This window comes from Microbacterium bandirmense, assembly GCF_037204185.1.
Lineage (GTDB): Bacteria > Actinomycetota > Actinomycetes > Actinomycetales > Microbacteriaceae > Microbacterium > Microbacterium bandirmense.
In genome coordinates this window covers 196,878-209,765 of the sequence record NZ_JBBDGM010000002.1, presented here as the reverse complement: position 1 = coordinate 209,765, position 12,888 = coordinate 196,878, and the positions used below count along the sequence as shown (strand labels likewise).

Here is a 12,888-nt window from a genome sequence, read left to right as displayed (position 1 = left end):
GTCCGCAAGCGCGAGGTGGGAAACCCCTCAGAGTCGGTGAGCTGAGGTTGAACGCGCACGCCAGGTGCGGAATCGTGGCCGGGACATCGCGCCGGACGGCGTGGTGTCCGCAACCGGAAGGAGAGCGCGATGCTCACCCTGACCGAGAACGCCAACACGATCGCGGCGACCATCGTCGCCCAGCAGAGCCCCGGTCCGGATGCCGGCCTGCGCATCCATTCGTCGGGCACCGACGCCGAGCCGCGCTTCGCGGTCACCGTCGCCGCCACCCCCGAGCCCGGCGATGCCATCGTCGGCGACGAGGAGATCCACGTCTTCCTCGAGAAGGCGGCCGCCGAGGCCCTCGATGACAAGGTGCTCGACGCCGCCGTCGACGAGCAGGGCGCCGTATCCTTCACCCTGCTCCCGCAGCCGGCCTGATCACCGGACGCCACCGAGCGAATTCGGAGCCGTCGCCCGCCGGGCGGCGGCTCCTCTGCGTCGTCCGGGCGTATGCCGGGTCGCGCATGCGCACTGACCTAGCGTGGGAGCATGCTCCGACGTCTCCTCGCGCGGGTGTACTGGATGTTCAGCCGCTGGACGCTGAAGACGCAGCCGCCCCCGACCACACCCACCGTGCTGGTCGGCGCACCGCACACGTCGAACTGGGACTTCGTGCTCATGCTCGCCATCGCCTGGCGGCTCGGCGTCGAGGTGCACTGGCTCGGCAAGGCCAGCCTGTTCCGCGGATGGCGGGGAGCGATCATGCGAGCGCTCGGCGGCATCCCCGTCGACCGCGACGACCCGAGCCGCGTCGTCACCGAAGTGGTGACGCGAGCCCGATCCGGCGAGGTGTTCGCCTTGGTGGTGACGCCCGACGGCACGCGCAAGGGACACACGCATTGGAAGTCGGGCTTCTACCGCATCGCCCGCGAGACCGGGATGCCCGTCACCCTCGGGTACGTCGACCGCACGACCATGACCACCGGGCTCGGCCCGACCATCGAACTCACCGGTGACGTGGCCGCCGACATGGACAGCATCCGCGCGTTCTACGCAGACAAAGCGGGCCTGCGGCCGGAGCATCGCGTCGAGCCGCGACTGCGCGAGGAGCGCGGCAGCGCGGGCTGACGGCAGGGTCAGACGAGTGAGCGCTGGGCGCTCCCCCGGGCTCGGATGCTGTCGCGCACGACAGCGAACACGCGGTACAGCATGGCGATGAACACGACCGCCCACACCGCCACGGCGACCACCAGTGCGATCTGCCCCACGGATCCCGCCGCGGGGAGCTCGTCGGCCGTGCCGAGTGAGATGGATGCTGCCGCGAACATGCCGATCGGGAACACCATCGACCACAGCGTCGCGACGTAGCGCAGCGGCACCCTGTGCACGGCGTGCCGCCAGACGCCGGCGCCCACGAGAAGCGGGATCAGCCACACGCAGAACACCCAGAAGATCACCACCGTCGCGGCGATCAGCGGGCGCACCGCGTCCACCATCGGCGAGCGATCCATCTCGACGATGCCGGCGCCGGCCACCACGGCGATCGCCAGGGCGCCCATCGCCACCCAGTACGCCGGGTCGAACTGCTGCGGAGTGACTCCGAAGTGGACGACGCGCAGCAGCACCAGCATGGCCATGGCCGCGTACAGGATGACGCCGACCGACCAGGCGAGCACAGCCAGCATCCCGACCCAGGGCGCGGCGAGGGCGTCGACGTACGGCCGCAGTTGCGTCATGCCGATGGCGAGTGACTGACTGGCCACGGCCCAGATGAACCAGGTGCCGTTCGCCCGCGCGAGGATCGGCTTGCCGTCGCGGGTCATCAGCACCTGCCAGGGCAGCAGATATCCGAACACGAACCAGAGCGCGGCGCCGAGTAGGAACAGCGGCGTCGCGACCGCGATCATCCCCTCCTTCGCCAGGCGCACGCCGAGCACGTCGGTGGCTGCCACGACGGTGAAGAACGCGAAGGCGATCTCGGGGTCGCGCAGATCGGCGACGACCTGCTGCCGGAAGCCGACGGCACGCCAGATGTAGAGCGCCCACAGCACGATGTAGAGCACGACCGCGATCCACATCAGCACCAGCGAGAGCACCTCGACGCCGACGTCGTGCAGACCGACCGACACGATGCCCGTACCCATCACCGCGGCGAAGTAGCCGGGCGCCAGGTGGGCGATCGCGTGCCGGATCGGGCTCATGAGCAGATCATAGGACGGATGGATGCCGCTGACGGGTCAGTCCCAGTCGAGGTACTCCTCGATGACCACAGCCGTCTCGATCGGGTGCGTGGCCGGGAAGTAGTGGTCGGCACCGGCGATCGTGGTCACGCTGGCGCGCTCGGGAGCCGTGGCACGGAGCGCTTCGGCGTTCGCAGCGGGGGTGACGTCGTCGTGCTCGGCCTGGATGATGAGTACGGGGATGCCCGGGGCGAGTGCGATCTGCTCGTCTTCGACGCCGAGCATGAGCAGCCCGCCCACGCGGTCGACATGGTCGGCGGCGAACACGCGGGCGACGGTGCTGCCGTAGCCGTGTCCGCCGATCCAGGTGTCGTCGATGCCGAGGTGATCGAGCACGGCGACAGCATCCGATGCCCGCTGCTGCGGGCCCAACCCGTCGGCGGCGGCGCGTGCGCCGATGCGCACGACACGGAACCCGGCCTCTTCGGCCAGGTAGTGCGAGATCACACCCAGGCCGTCGGCCTCGAGTTCGCGGTTCGTGACGAGCACGAGCGTGACGGGGCCCTCACCCTCGTCAATGAACGGCACGGCGCGGCCTTCGGGCTCGAAGGTGCTCTTCTGTGTCACGGTCGGTGCTCTTTCCTGTGGAGGTGCGCGGTGCGTGGCCGCCCTCAACACCGTATGCAACGGCACCGTCTGTCGACAAGTTCAGGAGCCCGTGCCCGTGGAGGGACCGCTGTGCCCTCAGCCGCAGAACGACCTCAGCCGCAGAACGAGCTCAGCCGCAGAACGAGTCGAGAGTGCCCTTGACCTGCTCGACCGCCTCGATCGACTCCGGCGCGGTCGGGTCGACGGACTCGGCGAGCTTCTGCGCGTTCGAGCGGATGAGCTCGCCGGGCTTGCCTCCGATGTCGTCGGCGAGCCCCTCGAGCGTCGCGACCAGGTCGTCCCGTGTCGACGCGACCTGATCCGCCGTCGCATCGCCCTTGTCGAGCAGCCCCTCATACTGCGCGTACGCATCGTCGAAAGAGGTGCACACCTGGTCGACGTCGACGCCGACGGCATCCCCCGCGAACTGGGCGACCTGAGAGCAGCCCGCCAGCAGTCCGACGGCGAGCACAGCGGGGATGAGAGCGAGACGGCGCATGCTGCCAGGCTAGCCGTCCAGCCTGTGCATGGGTTCCACCCGGTCGAAGCTGGCGCACGCCGGTTTCGCACGGGGGGCCTTTCCTGCGGCGCTCCCCCGGGCTAGCGTGAACAGGTCGCGGACGTGACCGGGTCGCGGACGTGACCGGGCACACAGCACTGTCGGCGAGGAGCGGTCATGGCGCAGTACATCATCTACTTCAATCAGCAGTGGGTCGGCGACCACAGCGACGACTGGCTCGCCTCGCGCGGGCCCCTCGCGAACGCGGTGGTCGATGAGATCAAGTCGGCCGGCGCGTACGTGTTCGCGGCGGGTGTCGATGAGGACATCGACGGTGCCTTCAGTGCGGACGCCACCAGTGGCGAGCTGGCGGTCCGCACCGGCCGCGTCGCCCCGGGTGAGGCGTACCTCGGCGGGTTCACGATCATCGACGTGGACGACGAGGAGACGGCGAAGATGTGGGCGGGCAGGCTGGCGATCGCGTGCGGCTGGCCGCAGGAGATGCGCCGGGTCTACTGATCGGCGCGATCCGCGACGCCGCCGTCCAGTGGCGCCCGCTGGTGCCGACGTCTGCAAGACTCGTCGACGTGAACACGATCGAGCAGTGGGAAGCAGCGGTCGCCGAGCTGTGGGAGCGCCTGGACTCGATGGGCCGCGAGGACGGTGTCGCGGCGATGCGCACGCTGGCCGCGGCGTGCCCGGCGTCTGATGGCAGGGCGGCGTTCGAGCTCGCCGGGATGTACGACTCGATGGGTTTCGAGGCAGGGGCGAGCATGGAGTACGAGCGGGCACTCGATCTCGGACTCGACGAGGCCCGACACGCACAGCTCGCCGTGCAGTACGGCTCGACCCTGCGCAACCTCGGCCGGCTGGACGAGGCCATCGCCGTGCTGCGGGCCGCCCCGACCCACGAATCGACCGGCACAGCTCCCCGGATCGTGCTCGCCCTCGCGCTGCACAGCGCCGGACGCAGGGACGAGGCGCTGCGGATCGCGATCGAAGCGCAGATCGATGCGCTCCCGCGCTACCACCGCTCGATGCGGAACTATGCCGCAGCCCTCACCGAAGGGTCGGGCTGAGCCTGTCGGCGCCGCGGCGTGCACTTATCCATCACACTTGATTCATGGACGATCTGCGGGTACCGGCCGGGCCCGGGGCGCCTCACGGCCTGCGTGTGCCTGCGGCTGAACTGATCGAGCAGTTCTCGCGGGCATCCGGCCCCGGTGGACAGGGCGTGAACACGACCGATTCGCGCGTGCAGCTCAGCATCGATCTCGGCACGAGCAGCGCGCTGAACGACGCCCAGCGGACGCGCGTCATGCGCCGGCTCGACACGCGCCTGGTGGCCGGCGTCCTCACGATCGCCGCCTCCGAGCACCGATCGCAACATCAGAACCGCGCGGCGGCGCGACTGCGCCTCGCCGAGATCCTTCGCGAAGCCGTCGTCCCGGCGACGACGAGGCGACCGACCAGACCGACCACGGGATCGCGTCGACGGCGGCTCGAACAGAAGCGGCGCCGGTCGGAGACGAAGCAGGGGCGGAGACGCCCCGGCACTTCCGACTGATCGCACGGCTCCTCGGCATCCGTTCGGACGTCGCGCAGCGCCCGTTACGTTAGAGTTCTTCTCGGCGTCCAGTGAGATGAGCGCCTTCCCTCCCGCACGGCTCTGCCCGGCGGATGCGCGCAGTCGCGCCCCTGAAATCTCGCGCTCTCGAGCTGAGAGCCCCCCTGACAGACAGACAGTGGACACGCATGGCGATCGCTCCAGCGGCCAAGGACGACAACAGCAGGTACCGGCCCGATCCCTCCGTGCTGACCGCTCTGCGGACCCCGCGCATCCTCACCCGCGAGGTGCTCGCCGGACTCGTCGTGGCGCTCGCACTGATCCCGGAGGCGATCAGCTTCTCGATCATCGCCGGAGTCGATCCGAAGGTGGGCCTGTTCTCTTCGTTCATCATGGCGGTGACGATCGCGTTCGTCGGCGGACGCCCTGCGATGATCTCCGCGGCGACGGGTGCGGTCGCCCTGGTGATCGCACCGGTCGTTCGCGACCACGGCATGGACTACTTCATCGCGACCGTGCTGCTCGCCGGTGTCCTGCAGATCGTGTTGGCGGTGTGCGGGGTCGCCAGGCTCATGCGCTTCATCCCGCGCAGCGTCATGGTCGGTTTCGTCAACTCGCTGGCGATCCTGATCTTCACGGCGCAGCTCCCGCAACTCATCGGGGTGCCCTGGATGGTATATCCGCTCGTCGCAGCAGGGCTTGTGATCATGGTGCTGATGCCGAAGATCACGAAGGTGATCCCGGCACCGCTGGTGTCGATCATCGTCGTCACCGCCGCCGTGGTGGTCTTCGCGATCAGTGTGCCCACCGTCGGCGACCAGGGCGAGCTTCCGCGCAGCCTGCCCGAGCTGTTCATCCCGAACGTGCCGCTCACGTGGGAGACTCTGACGATCATCGCGCCCTACGCCCTGGCGATGGCACTGGTCGGCCTGATGGAGTCGCTGATGACAGCGAAGCTCGTGGACGACGTGACGGACACGCACTCCAACAAGACGCGAGAGTCGTGGGGGCAGGGCGTGGCGAACCTCGCGTCGGGTCTGTTCGGCGGCATGGGCGGCTGCGCCATGATCGGGCAGACCATGATCTACGTGAAGGTGTCCGGCGCGCGCACGCGCATCTCGACGTTCCTGGCGGGGGTGTTCCTGCTGATCCTCATCGTCGTGCTGGGCGATGTGGTCGCGATCATCCCCATGGCCGCGCTCGTGGCGGTCATGATCATGGTGTCCGTCGGCACGTTCGACTGGCACTCGATCCGCCCCTCGACGCTCAAGCGGATGCCCAAGAGCGAGACGTTCGTCATCGTGGCCACCGTCGCCGTGGTGGTCGCCACGCACAACCTCGCGATCGGCGTCGTCGTGGGCGTTTTCGTGGCATCGGTCATGTTCGTCCGCCGTGTCGCCCACCTGTTCGAGGTGCGCCGCGTAGTCGTCGACCAGGACGGCTCGCCACACGCGCACTACACGGTGGAGGGGCAGTTGCTGTTCGCCTCGAGCAACGACCTCACCACCATGTTCGAGTATGCCGACGACCCCGATCGTGTCGTCATCGACTTCACGAGGTCACACATCTGGGACGCGTCGACCGTGGCCGCGCTCGACGCCATCGAGACGAAGTACGAGCAGCACGGCAAGCGCGTCGAGTTCATCGGCATGAACGCGTTCACGACCGAATTCCACACGCGCCTCACAGGAGAGCTGGGAAGCGGTCACTGATGCCGTGCTGTCCGCGGAGCCCCGGAGACCCGTGGCTCTGCGGTCTCCCGACGGGCCATTCACAACGCACTAACATTGCCGCATGAACAGAGCTGCGGCTATCGCGAGGTTCATCGACTGCCAGTACGTCGCGGAAGAGGGCGACGTCCGAGAGAACGTCGAGAACCTGTTCGCTGCCGAGCTCGCGTATCACGTCGGAGGTCAGACGCTCGATCGCGAGGACCTCGTCGCGATGGGCACCGCGGTGCGCGCGACTCCGCGGCACTCCCGGCGCATCGAAGCACGAGATTTCGAGCAGGAGGGCGCCGTCGTTCGGTGGCGCCTTTCAGCACGTCTGCCCACGGCGGACTCCGACGGCGAGGATCTGCATCAGGAGAGTATCGTGACCGCGATCTTCGGCGCAGACGGGAAGATCATCGAGGTGCGGTCGGAGCCAGCCGGCTGAGGATGCGTCAGCGGCGTGGCGTCGTTCGTTGGTCGACGTTCGTCAGGCGATTCTGAGGCACCCCGCCTGGCGCAGTCTGCGCAGCGCCACCGAATGGTTCTGGACTCATGTACCGTTTCCCCTCCGGGGAAGCCCTCATGATCGGCCTCGTCGAACACGCGGCCAGGCATTGGAACGAGATGCTGCGCGCACATGCAGGTGCCGACCCGGAGTCGCTCTCACCCTTTGATCGACACCGCACCTACGTCGTTGTCGCGACGACCGCAGACGTATCGCGCGCGGACTACTGGGTCTCCTCCGACGCCCTCTACCACCCGACGCTCACTGAGCCGTGGCATCGGCATCTGGGGCCGTGGCACGACACCACGACGCTGACCGAGCCGGCACGGTCGCTCCTTACCGCAGCACGCTTCTGCGCCGACGGCGCGTGGATGTCCGAGGCCACTGGTGTATTCGCGGCCGAGTCACTCGACGGCGTGCAGCGACAGGCTCTCGCTCTCGTGGATGCCGCCGAACAGAACGCTGCGGTCATGCGCGAAGAAGAGGCACGCACATGAACCGATGGATGCTCCTGACTGGCGCGATAACCGCAGAAGTCACGGGAACGCTCGCTCTGCGGGCTGCGACGGATCACCCGCTCTGGATCTTCCTCGTCGTGGTCGCCTATGTCGCCGCATTCACAATGCTCGGTCTGACGCTACGCACAGGGATCAGGATCGGCGTGGTCTATGGGATCTGGGGAGCGACAGGTGTGGCACTCGTGGCCGTTCTCGGCCTGATCATCTTCGATGAGGCCCTGAGCAACGGCGACGTGATCGGCATCGCAGCAATCACCGCTGGCGTTGCTCTCGTCGAGCCTGGCTCCCGCCCGCGCCGCCAAGACCGGGCGCAGGTGCGGCAGACATGAGCTGGATTTGGCTTCTCCTGTCGATCGTGTTCGAGGTCACGGGTACGTTGTCGCTCCGAGCAAGCGACGGATTCCACAGGAAGCACTGGCTTGCGCCAATCGCGCTTAGCTACGGCCGCGTTCACCTGTCTCGGAGTCACATTGCGTTCCGGCAGGCATATCGGCGTCGCGTACGGGCTCTGGACGGCTATCGGCATCGTGCTGGTGGCGGTCATGGCGCGCACCATCTGGAAGGACCCGCTGACCCGACGCATGCTTGCGGGAATCGGCCTGATCATCATCGGCGTAGTCCTGATCGAAGTCGCGTAGTGCGACGGGCCACCGACGGGTCAGGTCATACCTTGAACCGGAACTCCACCGAGTTCCGGCACGGACAACCATCGGCACGGAGAACCGTCTCCACCGCTGATCAGGTGGCCACGGGGGTCCAGAACCGCTCGACGGGCATGACGTGCAACCGGTCCGAGTAGGTGTACGAGCGACTGCCCGTCGTGAGCATGAAGCCTCCAACGAACCGGTCTCCCACAAGGTCACGAAGCTGTGCCAACCCACGGAAATCCTTCCCTGGAGCTCGCTCGCTCGCCTGGACTTCGAAGGCGAGAACTCTCCCGTCGTCGTACTCGACGATGAGGTCCACCTCACTCCCGTCGCTCGTGCGCCAGTGACCCAGCCTGACCGGTTCGTCGAGCCACGAAGTCTGCTTGCGAAGTTCGTTGACAACAAACGTCTCCAACAGGTGGCCGAAATCGGTGAGCGACGTCGGGTCCACGCCAGTCAGCTTGTCCAGCGTGAGCCTCAGCAGACGAGCCGTATAGCCATCTCGGTACGGTCCGTGTTCAGCTGGACCCATGAAGATTGATCGCGTCGTACCTAACCTCACTGTCCACAGCCGCGAAGAACTCGACCAGGCAGCCAGTCAGCATGCGCAGATCCTCGGCATGACCGTCCTCATGGACCACGGCTGGATCACAACGCTCGGCGACGACCAAGGACATCAACTCAGCATCATGACCCGCGATGCCACGGCACCCGTCAATCCCGATGTGTCAGTCTTCGTCGACGACGTCCACGCCGCACTCCATCGGGCAGAGACCGCCGGGATCACCATTGTCCATCCCCTCACGCAAGAAGGCTGGGGAGTCTTGAGATTCTTCTACCGTGACAGCGGTGGGCAAGTCATCAACGTAGGCATGCACGTCTGATCCTGCCGGCATGGAGCCGTCCGCCGCCCGCGAAGCAGCCGCATTGCAATTGTGCAGGCAACGGGTGCCACGCAGGCTGAAGTGCCACCCGATCACACGTTGAACCGGAACGCCACCACGTTCCGCAGCCGAGCAACCTCTCGAGCGTCACAGCGAGCTCATACGGAGGTCACTTGCCGCGGACGTGACCCCGCAGCGCATCGGCGAGCGGTGGCAGATGGGTCTCCACGACATCGCGGACGACGTCGGCGTCGACTCCGAAATACTGGTGGACGAGGATGTTGCGGAAGCCCCGGACCTGCGGCCAGGGAACCTCCGGGTGCGCACCAGTGATGTCCCCGGGAAGATGGTTCGCGGCTTCACCGATGATCTGCAGATTGCGCTCGATCGCGTCCTCTGCCATCTCTACAACGTCTGCATCGCCACCGAGAGCGGCGACATAACGCTGGCATCGCTCGATGGCCTCCAGAATGTCAGCGATGCGCTGGTCAGGGTCACGGCTCATAGCGCGACCGCGTCCGCGAGAGCCGAGCTCGAGATCGGACGCTTGAGCAACTGGACGGGAAAGATGTCGATGTCGTCCCGGCCGAACAGGGCTCGCGTCTCCTCCATCAGGCCGGATGCCCGCATGAGCAGGTTTCCGTCCGAGGGATCCATCTCGACGAGGATGTCGATGTCGGAGCTCGAATGCGCGGTTCCGCGGGCGACAGAGCCGAAGAGCCTCGGGTTCGTCGCACAGTATCGGTCGAGGAGCTTCTGGAACTCATCACGACGCGCGACGAAGAGCTCGCGCAGGGCGAGCGTCTCAGGCGTCATGGTGTCCTCGGGCATACCTCCAGGATACCGGCCCGGACCCGAGCACGGGCCGACGCCCGGCACGCTCGGCTGGCCGTCCAGTGCGGGTCGACTCCGCGCAACCTCGGTGGACTCAACGAGGCGATCAGGGTCCAGCGAGCCGCCGCCGCGCTATCAGCGCTCGTGGCGCAACTCTGCCGCGGCACTCACGGAGTCAGCGCCTTCGGACGATCTGGCTAGACGTTGAACCGGACTCCACCGCATTCCGGCAGATACCAACCTTTCGCGTGCGCACTCACCATGCGCGACCCCGCAGGTCGACCGCACCCACCGGCCAATCGGCGGCCTCAACCTCGACCGGAAGGATAAGCAAAGGCTGCCCGGGCGGGTCCTCGCTCGGCCGACCCGACGTATCGATCGAATGCTCCGTAGCAGAGATCCGAATCCAGCCGCACGAGGTGTAGAACGAGACCACTTCCTCGCGACAGCCGAGATAGCCGAAGGCGATGCCACTGGCCGCTTTCATCGCCTCTGCGGCACTGGCCATGAGCCGGCTCCCTATGCGCTCACCCCTCACGGCATCCGAGATCAGCACACCCCCGACACCAGCGATCTCGACCTCGTCGTCGCCGACGGCTACCGTACGTCTCGACCAGCCGATATGACCGACAGTTTCGCCATTGTGCTGAGCGATGACATGAACGGCGTGCGGTGCATACCCGTACGGCATGTCGGGGTCCCACTCGCCGAAGTCGTCCAGGTACTCGGCATCGAAGAGCTGGCGCAGGCCCACGAGGTCCCTGGAGGTCAGTGCGTCGTGCGGGACGACATTGATCGCAATGTCCGGCACGCGCTACGCAACCTGCAACGGGGTGATCGCAGCGATCTGCTCTCCCGCGAGATCCTCAGCCCGGTCAAGCTCGTAGTGGCTCTGCAAGTTGATCCAGAACTCAGCTGAGGTGCCAAAGTACTTCGCCAGCCGCAGCGCGGTGTCCGCGGTGATCCCCCGCTTGCCGTGCACGATCTCATTGATCCGCCGCGGCGGCACTCCGATAGATACGGCGAGCTTGTTCTGCGTGATGCCGAAGCCCTCGATGAAGTCCTCCATGAGCACCTCACCCGGGTGGATCGGCTCGATCTTGTCAGTGGTAGTCAACGATCTGCACCTCCTCTGGTCCGGCGTCGGTCCACACGAAGCAGATCCGCCACTGGTCGTTGATCCTGATGCTGTGCTGCCCGGCACGGTCGCCCTGGAGAGCTTCGAGGCGGTTGCCGGGTGGTACACGAAGGTCCTCGATGGACTCCGCGGAGCCCACTTGACGAAGCTTGCGCAATGCGACTCGATGGATCCTCGGATCGATCGAGCGCACGCGTTCACGACGCCACAGCCGCTCGGTGTCCTTGTTGCCGAACGATCTGATCACGCGACCAGTGTATGACGGTGTCCGTCATTAACGCTAGACGTTAAACCGGAACTCCACCGCATTCCGGCACGGAGAACCATTACCGGATGGCTGGCGATGCCCCCTCGCCCGTCGTACCTCCGCTGCCGCCGAGCACGATCTCACCGAGTCGCGCGCCGAAACCCGCACATAGCACGTGAGCCTGCGCCAAGGGAATCCACCGACATGTCCAACGCTGCGGAGGCCCGCCATCAGAACCAGCAGCCGGTCTTTGCGCACGACGTAACCGACAACCTTCTGCACGAGGCGGCGATCCGGTCCGACCGGCACGCGCTACGCGACCTGCAACGGCGTGATCGCAGCGATCTGCTCCCCAGCGAGATCCTCCGCACGGTCGAGCTCGTAACGGCTCTGCAGGTTGATCCAGAACTCCGCCGAGGCGCCGAAGTACTTCGCGAGTCGCAGCGCGGTATCTGCGGTGATCCCCCGCTTGCCGTGCACGATCTCGTTGATCCGCCGCGGCGGCACCCCGATCGACACGGCGAGCTTGTTCTGCGTGATCCCAAGCCCTCGATGAAGTCCTCCATGAGGACCTCGCCCGGGTGGATCGGCTCGATCTTGTCAGTGGTAGTCAACGATCTCCACCTCCTCCGGTCCGGCGTCCGTCCACACGAAACAGATCCGCCACTGGTCTTTGATCCCGATGTGCGCTGACCGGCTCGATCACCATTCAGCGCCTCGAGCCGTTTACCGGGTGGGACGCGAAGGTCATCGAGCACCGCCGCAGATCCCACCTGGCGTAGCTTGCGCAACGCGACTCGATGGATCCTCGGATCGATCGAGCGCACGCGCTCACGACGCCACAGCCGTTCGGTCTCCTTGCTACCGAACGATCTGATCACGCGACCGGGGTATACCGCGGGCCGTTAATAGCGCTAGACGCTAAACCTGAACTCGGCCGAGCCTCGCACGGACCAACCTCTGGAATTCGGCGACTGATGCACCCGACAGGCGGGGATCTCGTGGCACCGGGCACTTCCTGGTTGACAGATCACACCACAGGCACGGTCACGGGTCCCTCATCAGGAGTCGGAGGCTCGAAGTGATCGAAGTACCTTGCGGCGGTCGCCGTATCCAGAGCGAAATCGTCGCTGTGTGAGCGTCTGCGCGAGGCCACACGCCGTAAACACGTCTCACGGTCAGTCGAAAGGTAGATCGTCTCAGGAACCACCCCGAACGGTTCCAGCACATGCCTCCATTCCTCCCTCATGGCACGCGACCAGAAGGAGAAGTCGAGCACGACCTCACGTCCATCTTCGACGAGATCCACGAGACGACGTCGGAGCTCGATCTCGATCTCGCGATGCGCATCATCTGTCAGCGGCATGTGTCGGATACCCCTGCCCCAGGCCTCTTGATCGAACGAGAGCCGAACGAATCCGTCTGCCTCCATCCGACGAGCGACGGTCGACTTGCCTGAACCCGCCGGTCCGCACATGAAGACGACCCGAACCATGGGTATCAGTCTACGGACATACCCCTGGCCGA

21 protein-coding genes and 3 pseudogenes are annotated in these 12,888 nt (G+C 66.3%); 12 read left to right on the top strand and 12 right to left on the bottom strand.

All coding sequences use genetic code 11. The annotated features are described in order from the left end of the window. Positions 1-129 precede the first annotated feature (129 nt). Positions 130-420 carry a Fe-S cluster assembly protein HesB gene (locus WDU99_RS03070; RefSeq protein WP_337330965.1) on the top strand — a complete coding sequence of 97 codons (291 nt, stop codon included), beginning with the start codon at positions 130-132 and terminating at the stop codon, positions 418-420. A 111-nt stretch (positions 421-531) separates the two neighbouring features. After that, entirely contained in the window at positions 532-1,110 is a 579-nt protein-coding gene (locus tag WDU99_RS03065) for a 1-acyl-sn-glycerol-3-phosphate acyltransferase (protein WP_337330964.1), read from the top strand. An 8-nt stretch (positions 1,111-1,118) separates the two neighbouring features. Here WDU99_RS03065 and WDU99_RS03060 read toward each other — a convergent pair whose 3' ends face one another. From WDU99_RS03060 to WDU99_RS03050, 3 genes are all read right to left on the bottom strand, one after another. Beyond that, on the bottom strand, positions 1,119-2,183 hold the full coding sequence (locus tag WDU99_RS03060; RefSeq protein WP_337330963.1) for a tellurite resistance/C4-dicarboxylate transporter family protein: 1,065 nt from the start codon (positions 2,181-2,183) through the stop codon (positions 1,119-1,121). Positions 2,184-2,219: 36 nt separating this feature from the next. After that, complete coding sequence (locus tag WDU99_RS03055; RefSeq protein WP_337330962.1) at positions 2,220-2,789, bottom strand: alpha/beta fold hydrolase; 570 nt, start codon at positions 2,787-2,789, stop codon at positions 2,220-2,222. A 151-nt stretch (positions 2,790-2,940) separates the two neighbouring features. Continuing rightward, positions 2,941-3,309: a hypothetical protein gene (locus tag WDU99_RS03050; RefSeq protein WP_337330961.1), complete on the bottom strand. Its 369-nt coding sequence runs from the start codon at positions 3,307-3,309 to the stop codon at positions 2,941-2,943. A 177-nt stretch (positions 3,310-3,486) separates the two neighbouring features. Between WDU99_RS03050 and WDU99_RS03045 the strand changes: the two genes are divergently transcribed. From WDU99_RS03045 to WDU99_RS03005, 9 genes and pseudogenes are all read left to right on the top strand, one after another. Next, the gene (locus tag WDU99_RS03045; protein WP_337330960.1) at positions 3,487-3,828 is read left to right on the top strand and encodes a YciI family protein; all 342 of its coding nucleotides are present in this window, start codon (positions 3,487-3,489) and stop codon (positions 3,826-3,828) included. A 68-nt stretch (positions 3,829-3,896) separates the two neighbouring features. After that, positions 3,897-4,388 carry a tetratricopeptide repeat protein gene (locus WDU99_RS03040; protein ID WP_337330959.1) on the top strand — a complete coding sequence of 164 codons (492 nt, stop codon included), beginning with the start codon at positions 3,897-3,899 and terminating at the stop codon, positions 4,386-4,388. 44 nt (positions 4,389-4,432) lie between these two features. After that, on the top strand, positions 4,433-4,876 hold the full coding sequence (gene arfB, locus WDU99_RS03035; protein ID WP_337330958.1) for an alternative ribosome rescue aminoacyl-tRNA hydrolase ArfB: 444 nt from the start codon (positions 4,433-4,435) through the stop codon (positions 4,874-4,876). 188 nt (positions 4,877-5,064) lie between these two features. Then, positions 5,065-6,588: a SulP family inorganic anion transporter gene (locus WDU99_RS03030; RefSeq protein WP_337330957.1), complete on the top strand. Its 1,524-nt coding sequence runs from the start codon at positions 5,065-5,067 to the stop codon at positions 6,586-6,588. Between the two features lie 82 nt (positions 6,589-6,670). Further along, a complete protein-coding gene (locus tag WDU99_RS03025) occupies positions 6,671-7,033 on the top strand; it encodes a hypothetical protein (RefSeq protein WP_337330956.1) in 363 nt (120 codons plus the stop codon). 137 nt (positions 7,034-7,170) lie between these two features. Beyond that, on the top strand, positions 7,171-7,590 hold the full coding sequence (locus WDU99_RS03020) for a hypothetical protein (RefSeq protein ID WP_337330955.1): 420 nt from the start codon (positions 7,171-7,173) through the stop codon (positions 7,588-7,590). Next, positions 7,587-7,940, top strand: a complete 354-nt coding sequence (locus tag WDU99_RS03015) for a DMT family transporter (RefSeq protein ID WP_337330954.1) — start codon at positions 7,587-7,589, stop codon at positions 7,938-7,940. Before WDU99_RS03020 ends, WDU99_RS03015 begins: the two co-directional genes overlap by 4 nt. Then, positions 7,937-7,999 (top strand): annotated as a pseudogene (locus WDU99_RS03010) (QacE family quaternary ammonium compound efflux SMR transporter); the annotation flags it as partial. The gene WDU99_RS03015 and the pseudogene WDU99_RS03010, both read left to right, overlap by 4 nt. 82 nt (positions 8,000-8,081) lie before the next feature. Continuing rightward, on the top strand, positions 8,082-8,249 hold the full coding sequence (locus WDU99_RS03005) for a DMT family transporter (protein WP_337330953.1): 168 nt from the start codon (positions 8,082-8,084) through the stop codon (positions 8,247-8,249). A 100-nt stretch (positions 8,250-8,349) separates the two neighbouring features. Here WDU99_RS03005 and WDU99_RS03000 read toward each other — a convergent pair whose 3' ends face one another. Further along, on the bottom strand, positions 8,350-8,790 hold the full coding sequence (locus WDU99_RS03000) for a DUF4143 domain-containing protein (RefSeq protein WP_337330952.1): 441 nt from the start codon (positions 8,788-8,790) through the stop codon (positions 8,350-8,352). Here WDU99_RS03000 and WDU99_RS02995 point away from each other — a divergent pair. Further along, entirely contained in the window at positions 8,789-9,142 is a 354-nt protein-coding gene (locus WDU99_RS02995; RefSeq protein WP_337330951.1) for a VOC family protein, read from the top strand. The genes WDU99_RS03000 and WDU99_RS02995 overlap by 2 nt on opposite strands. Before the next feature lie 169 nt (positions 9,143-9,311). Here WDU99_RS02995 and WDU99_RS02990 read toward each other — a convergent pair whose 3' ends face one another. The 8 genes and pseudogenes from WDU99_RS02990 to WDU99_RS02955 all read right to left on the bottom strand — a co-directional run bounded on the left by WDU99_RS02990 (position 9,312) and on the right by WDU99_RS02955 (position 12,856). After that, on the bottom strand, positions 9,312-9,647 hold the full coding sequence (locus WDU99_RS02990; protein WP_337330950.1) for a HepT-like ribonuclease domain-containing protein: 336 nt from the start codon (positions 9,645-9,647) through the stop codon (positions 9,312-9,314). Beyond that, positions 9,644-9,973: a nucleotidyltransferase family protein gene (locus WDU99_RS02985; protein WP_337330949.1), complete on the bottom strand. Its 330-nt coding sequence runs from the start codon at positions 9,971-9,973 to the stop codon at positions 9,644-9,646. The genes WDU99_RS02990 and WDU99_RS02985 overlap by 4 nt, the downstream gene beginning before the upstream one ends. A gap of 259 nt (positions 9,974-10,232) precedes the next feature. Then, entirely contained in the window at positions 10,233-10,787 is a 555-nt protein-coding gene (locus tag WDU99_RS02980) for a GNAT family N-acetyltransferase (protein WP_337330948.1), read from the bottom strand. Positions 10,788-10,790: 3 nt separating this feature from the next. Further along, positions 10,791-11,093, bottom strand: a complete 303-nt coding sequence (locus WDU99_RS02975; RefSeq protein WP_337330947.1) for a HigA family addiction module antitoxin — start codon at positions 11,091-11,093, stop codon at positions 10,791-10,793. Further along, positions 11,080-11,361: a type II toxin-antitoxin system RelE/ParE family toxin gene (locus WDU99_RS02970; protein ID WP_337330946.1), complete on the bottom strand. Its 282-nt coding sequence runs from the start codon at positions 11,359-11,361 to the stop codon at positions 11,080-11,082. Before WDU99_RS02970 ends, WDU99_RS02975 begins: the two co-directional genes overlap by 14 nt. 312 nt (positions 11,362-11,673) lie before the next feature. Continuing rightward, a pseudogene (locus tag WDU99_RS02965) lies at positions 11,674-11,975 on the bottom strand (HigA family addiction module antitoxin). Continuing rightward, a pseudogene (locus WDU99_RS02960) lies at positions 11,962-12,242 on the bottom strand (type II toxin-antitoxin system RelE/ParE family toxin). The pseudogenes WDU99_RS02965 and WDU99_RS02960 overlap by 14 nt, the downstream one beginning before the upstream one ends. Positions 12,243-12,391: 149 nt before the next feature. After that, positions 12,392-12,856 (bottom strand): P-loop nucleotide/nucleoside kinase family protein, encoded by a 465-nt coding sequence (locus WDU99_RS02955; RefSeq protein WP_337330945.1) that lies wholly within the window; start codon positions 12,854-12,856, stop codon positions 12,392-12,394. Positions 12,857-12,888 lie beyond the last annotated feature (32 nt).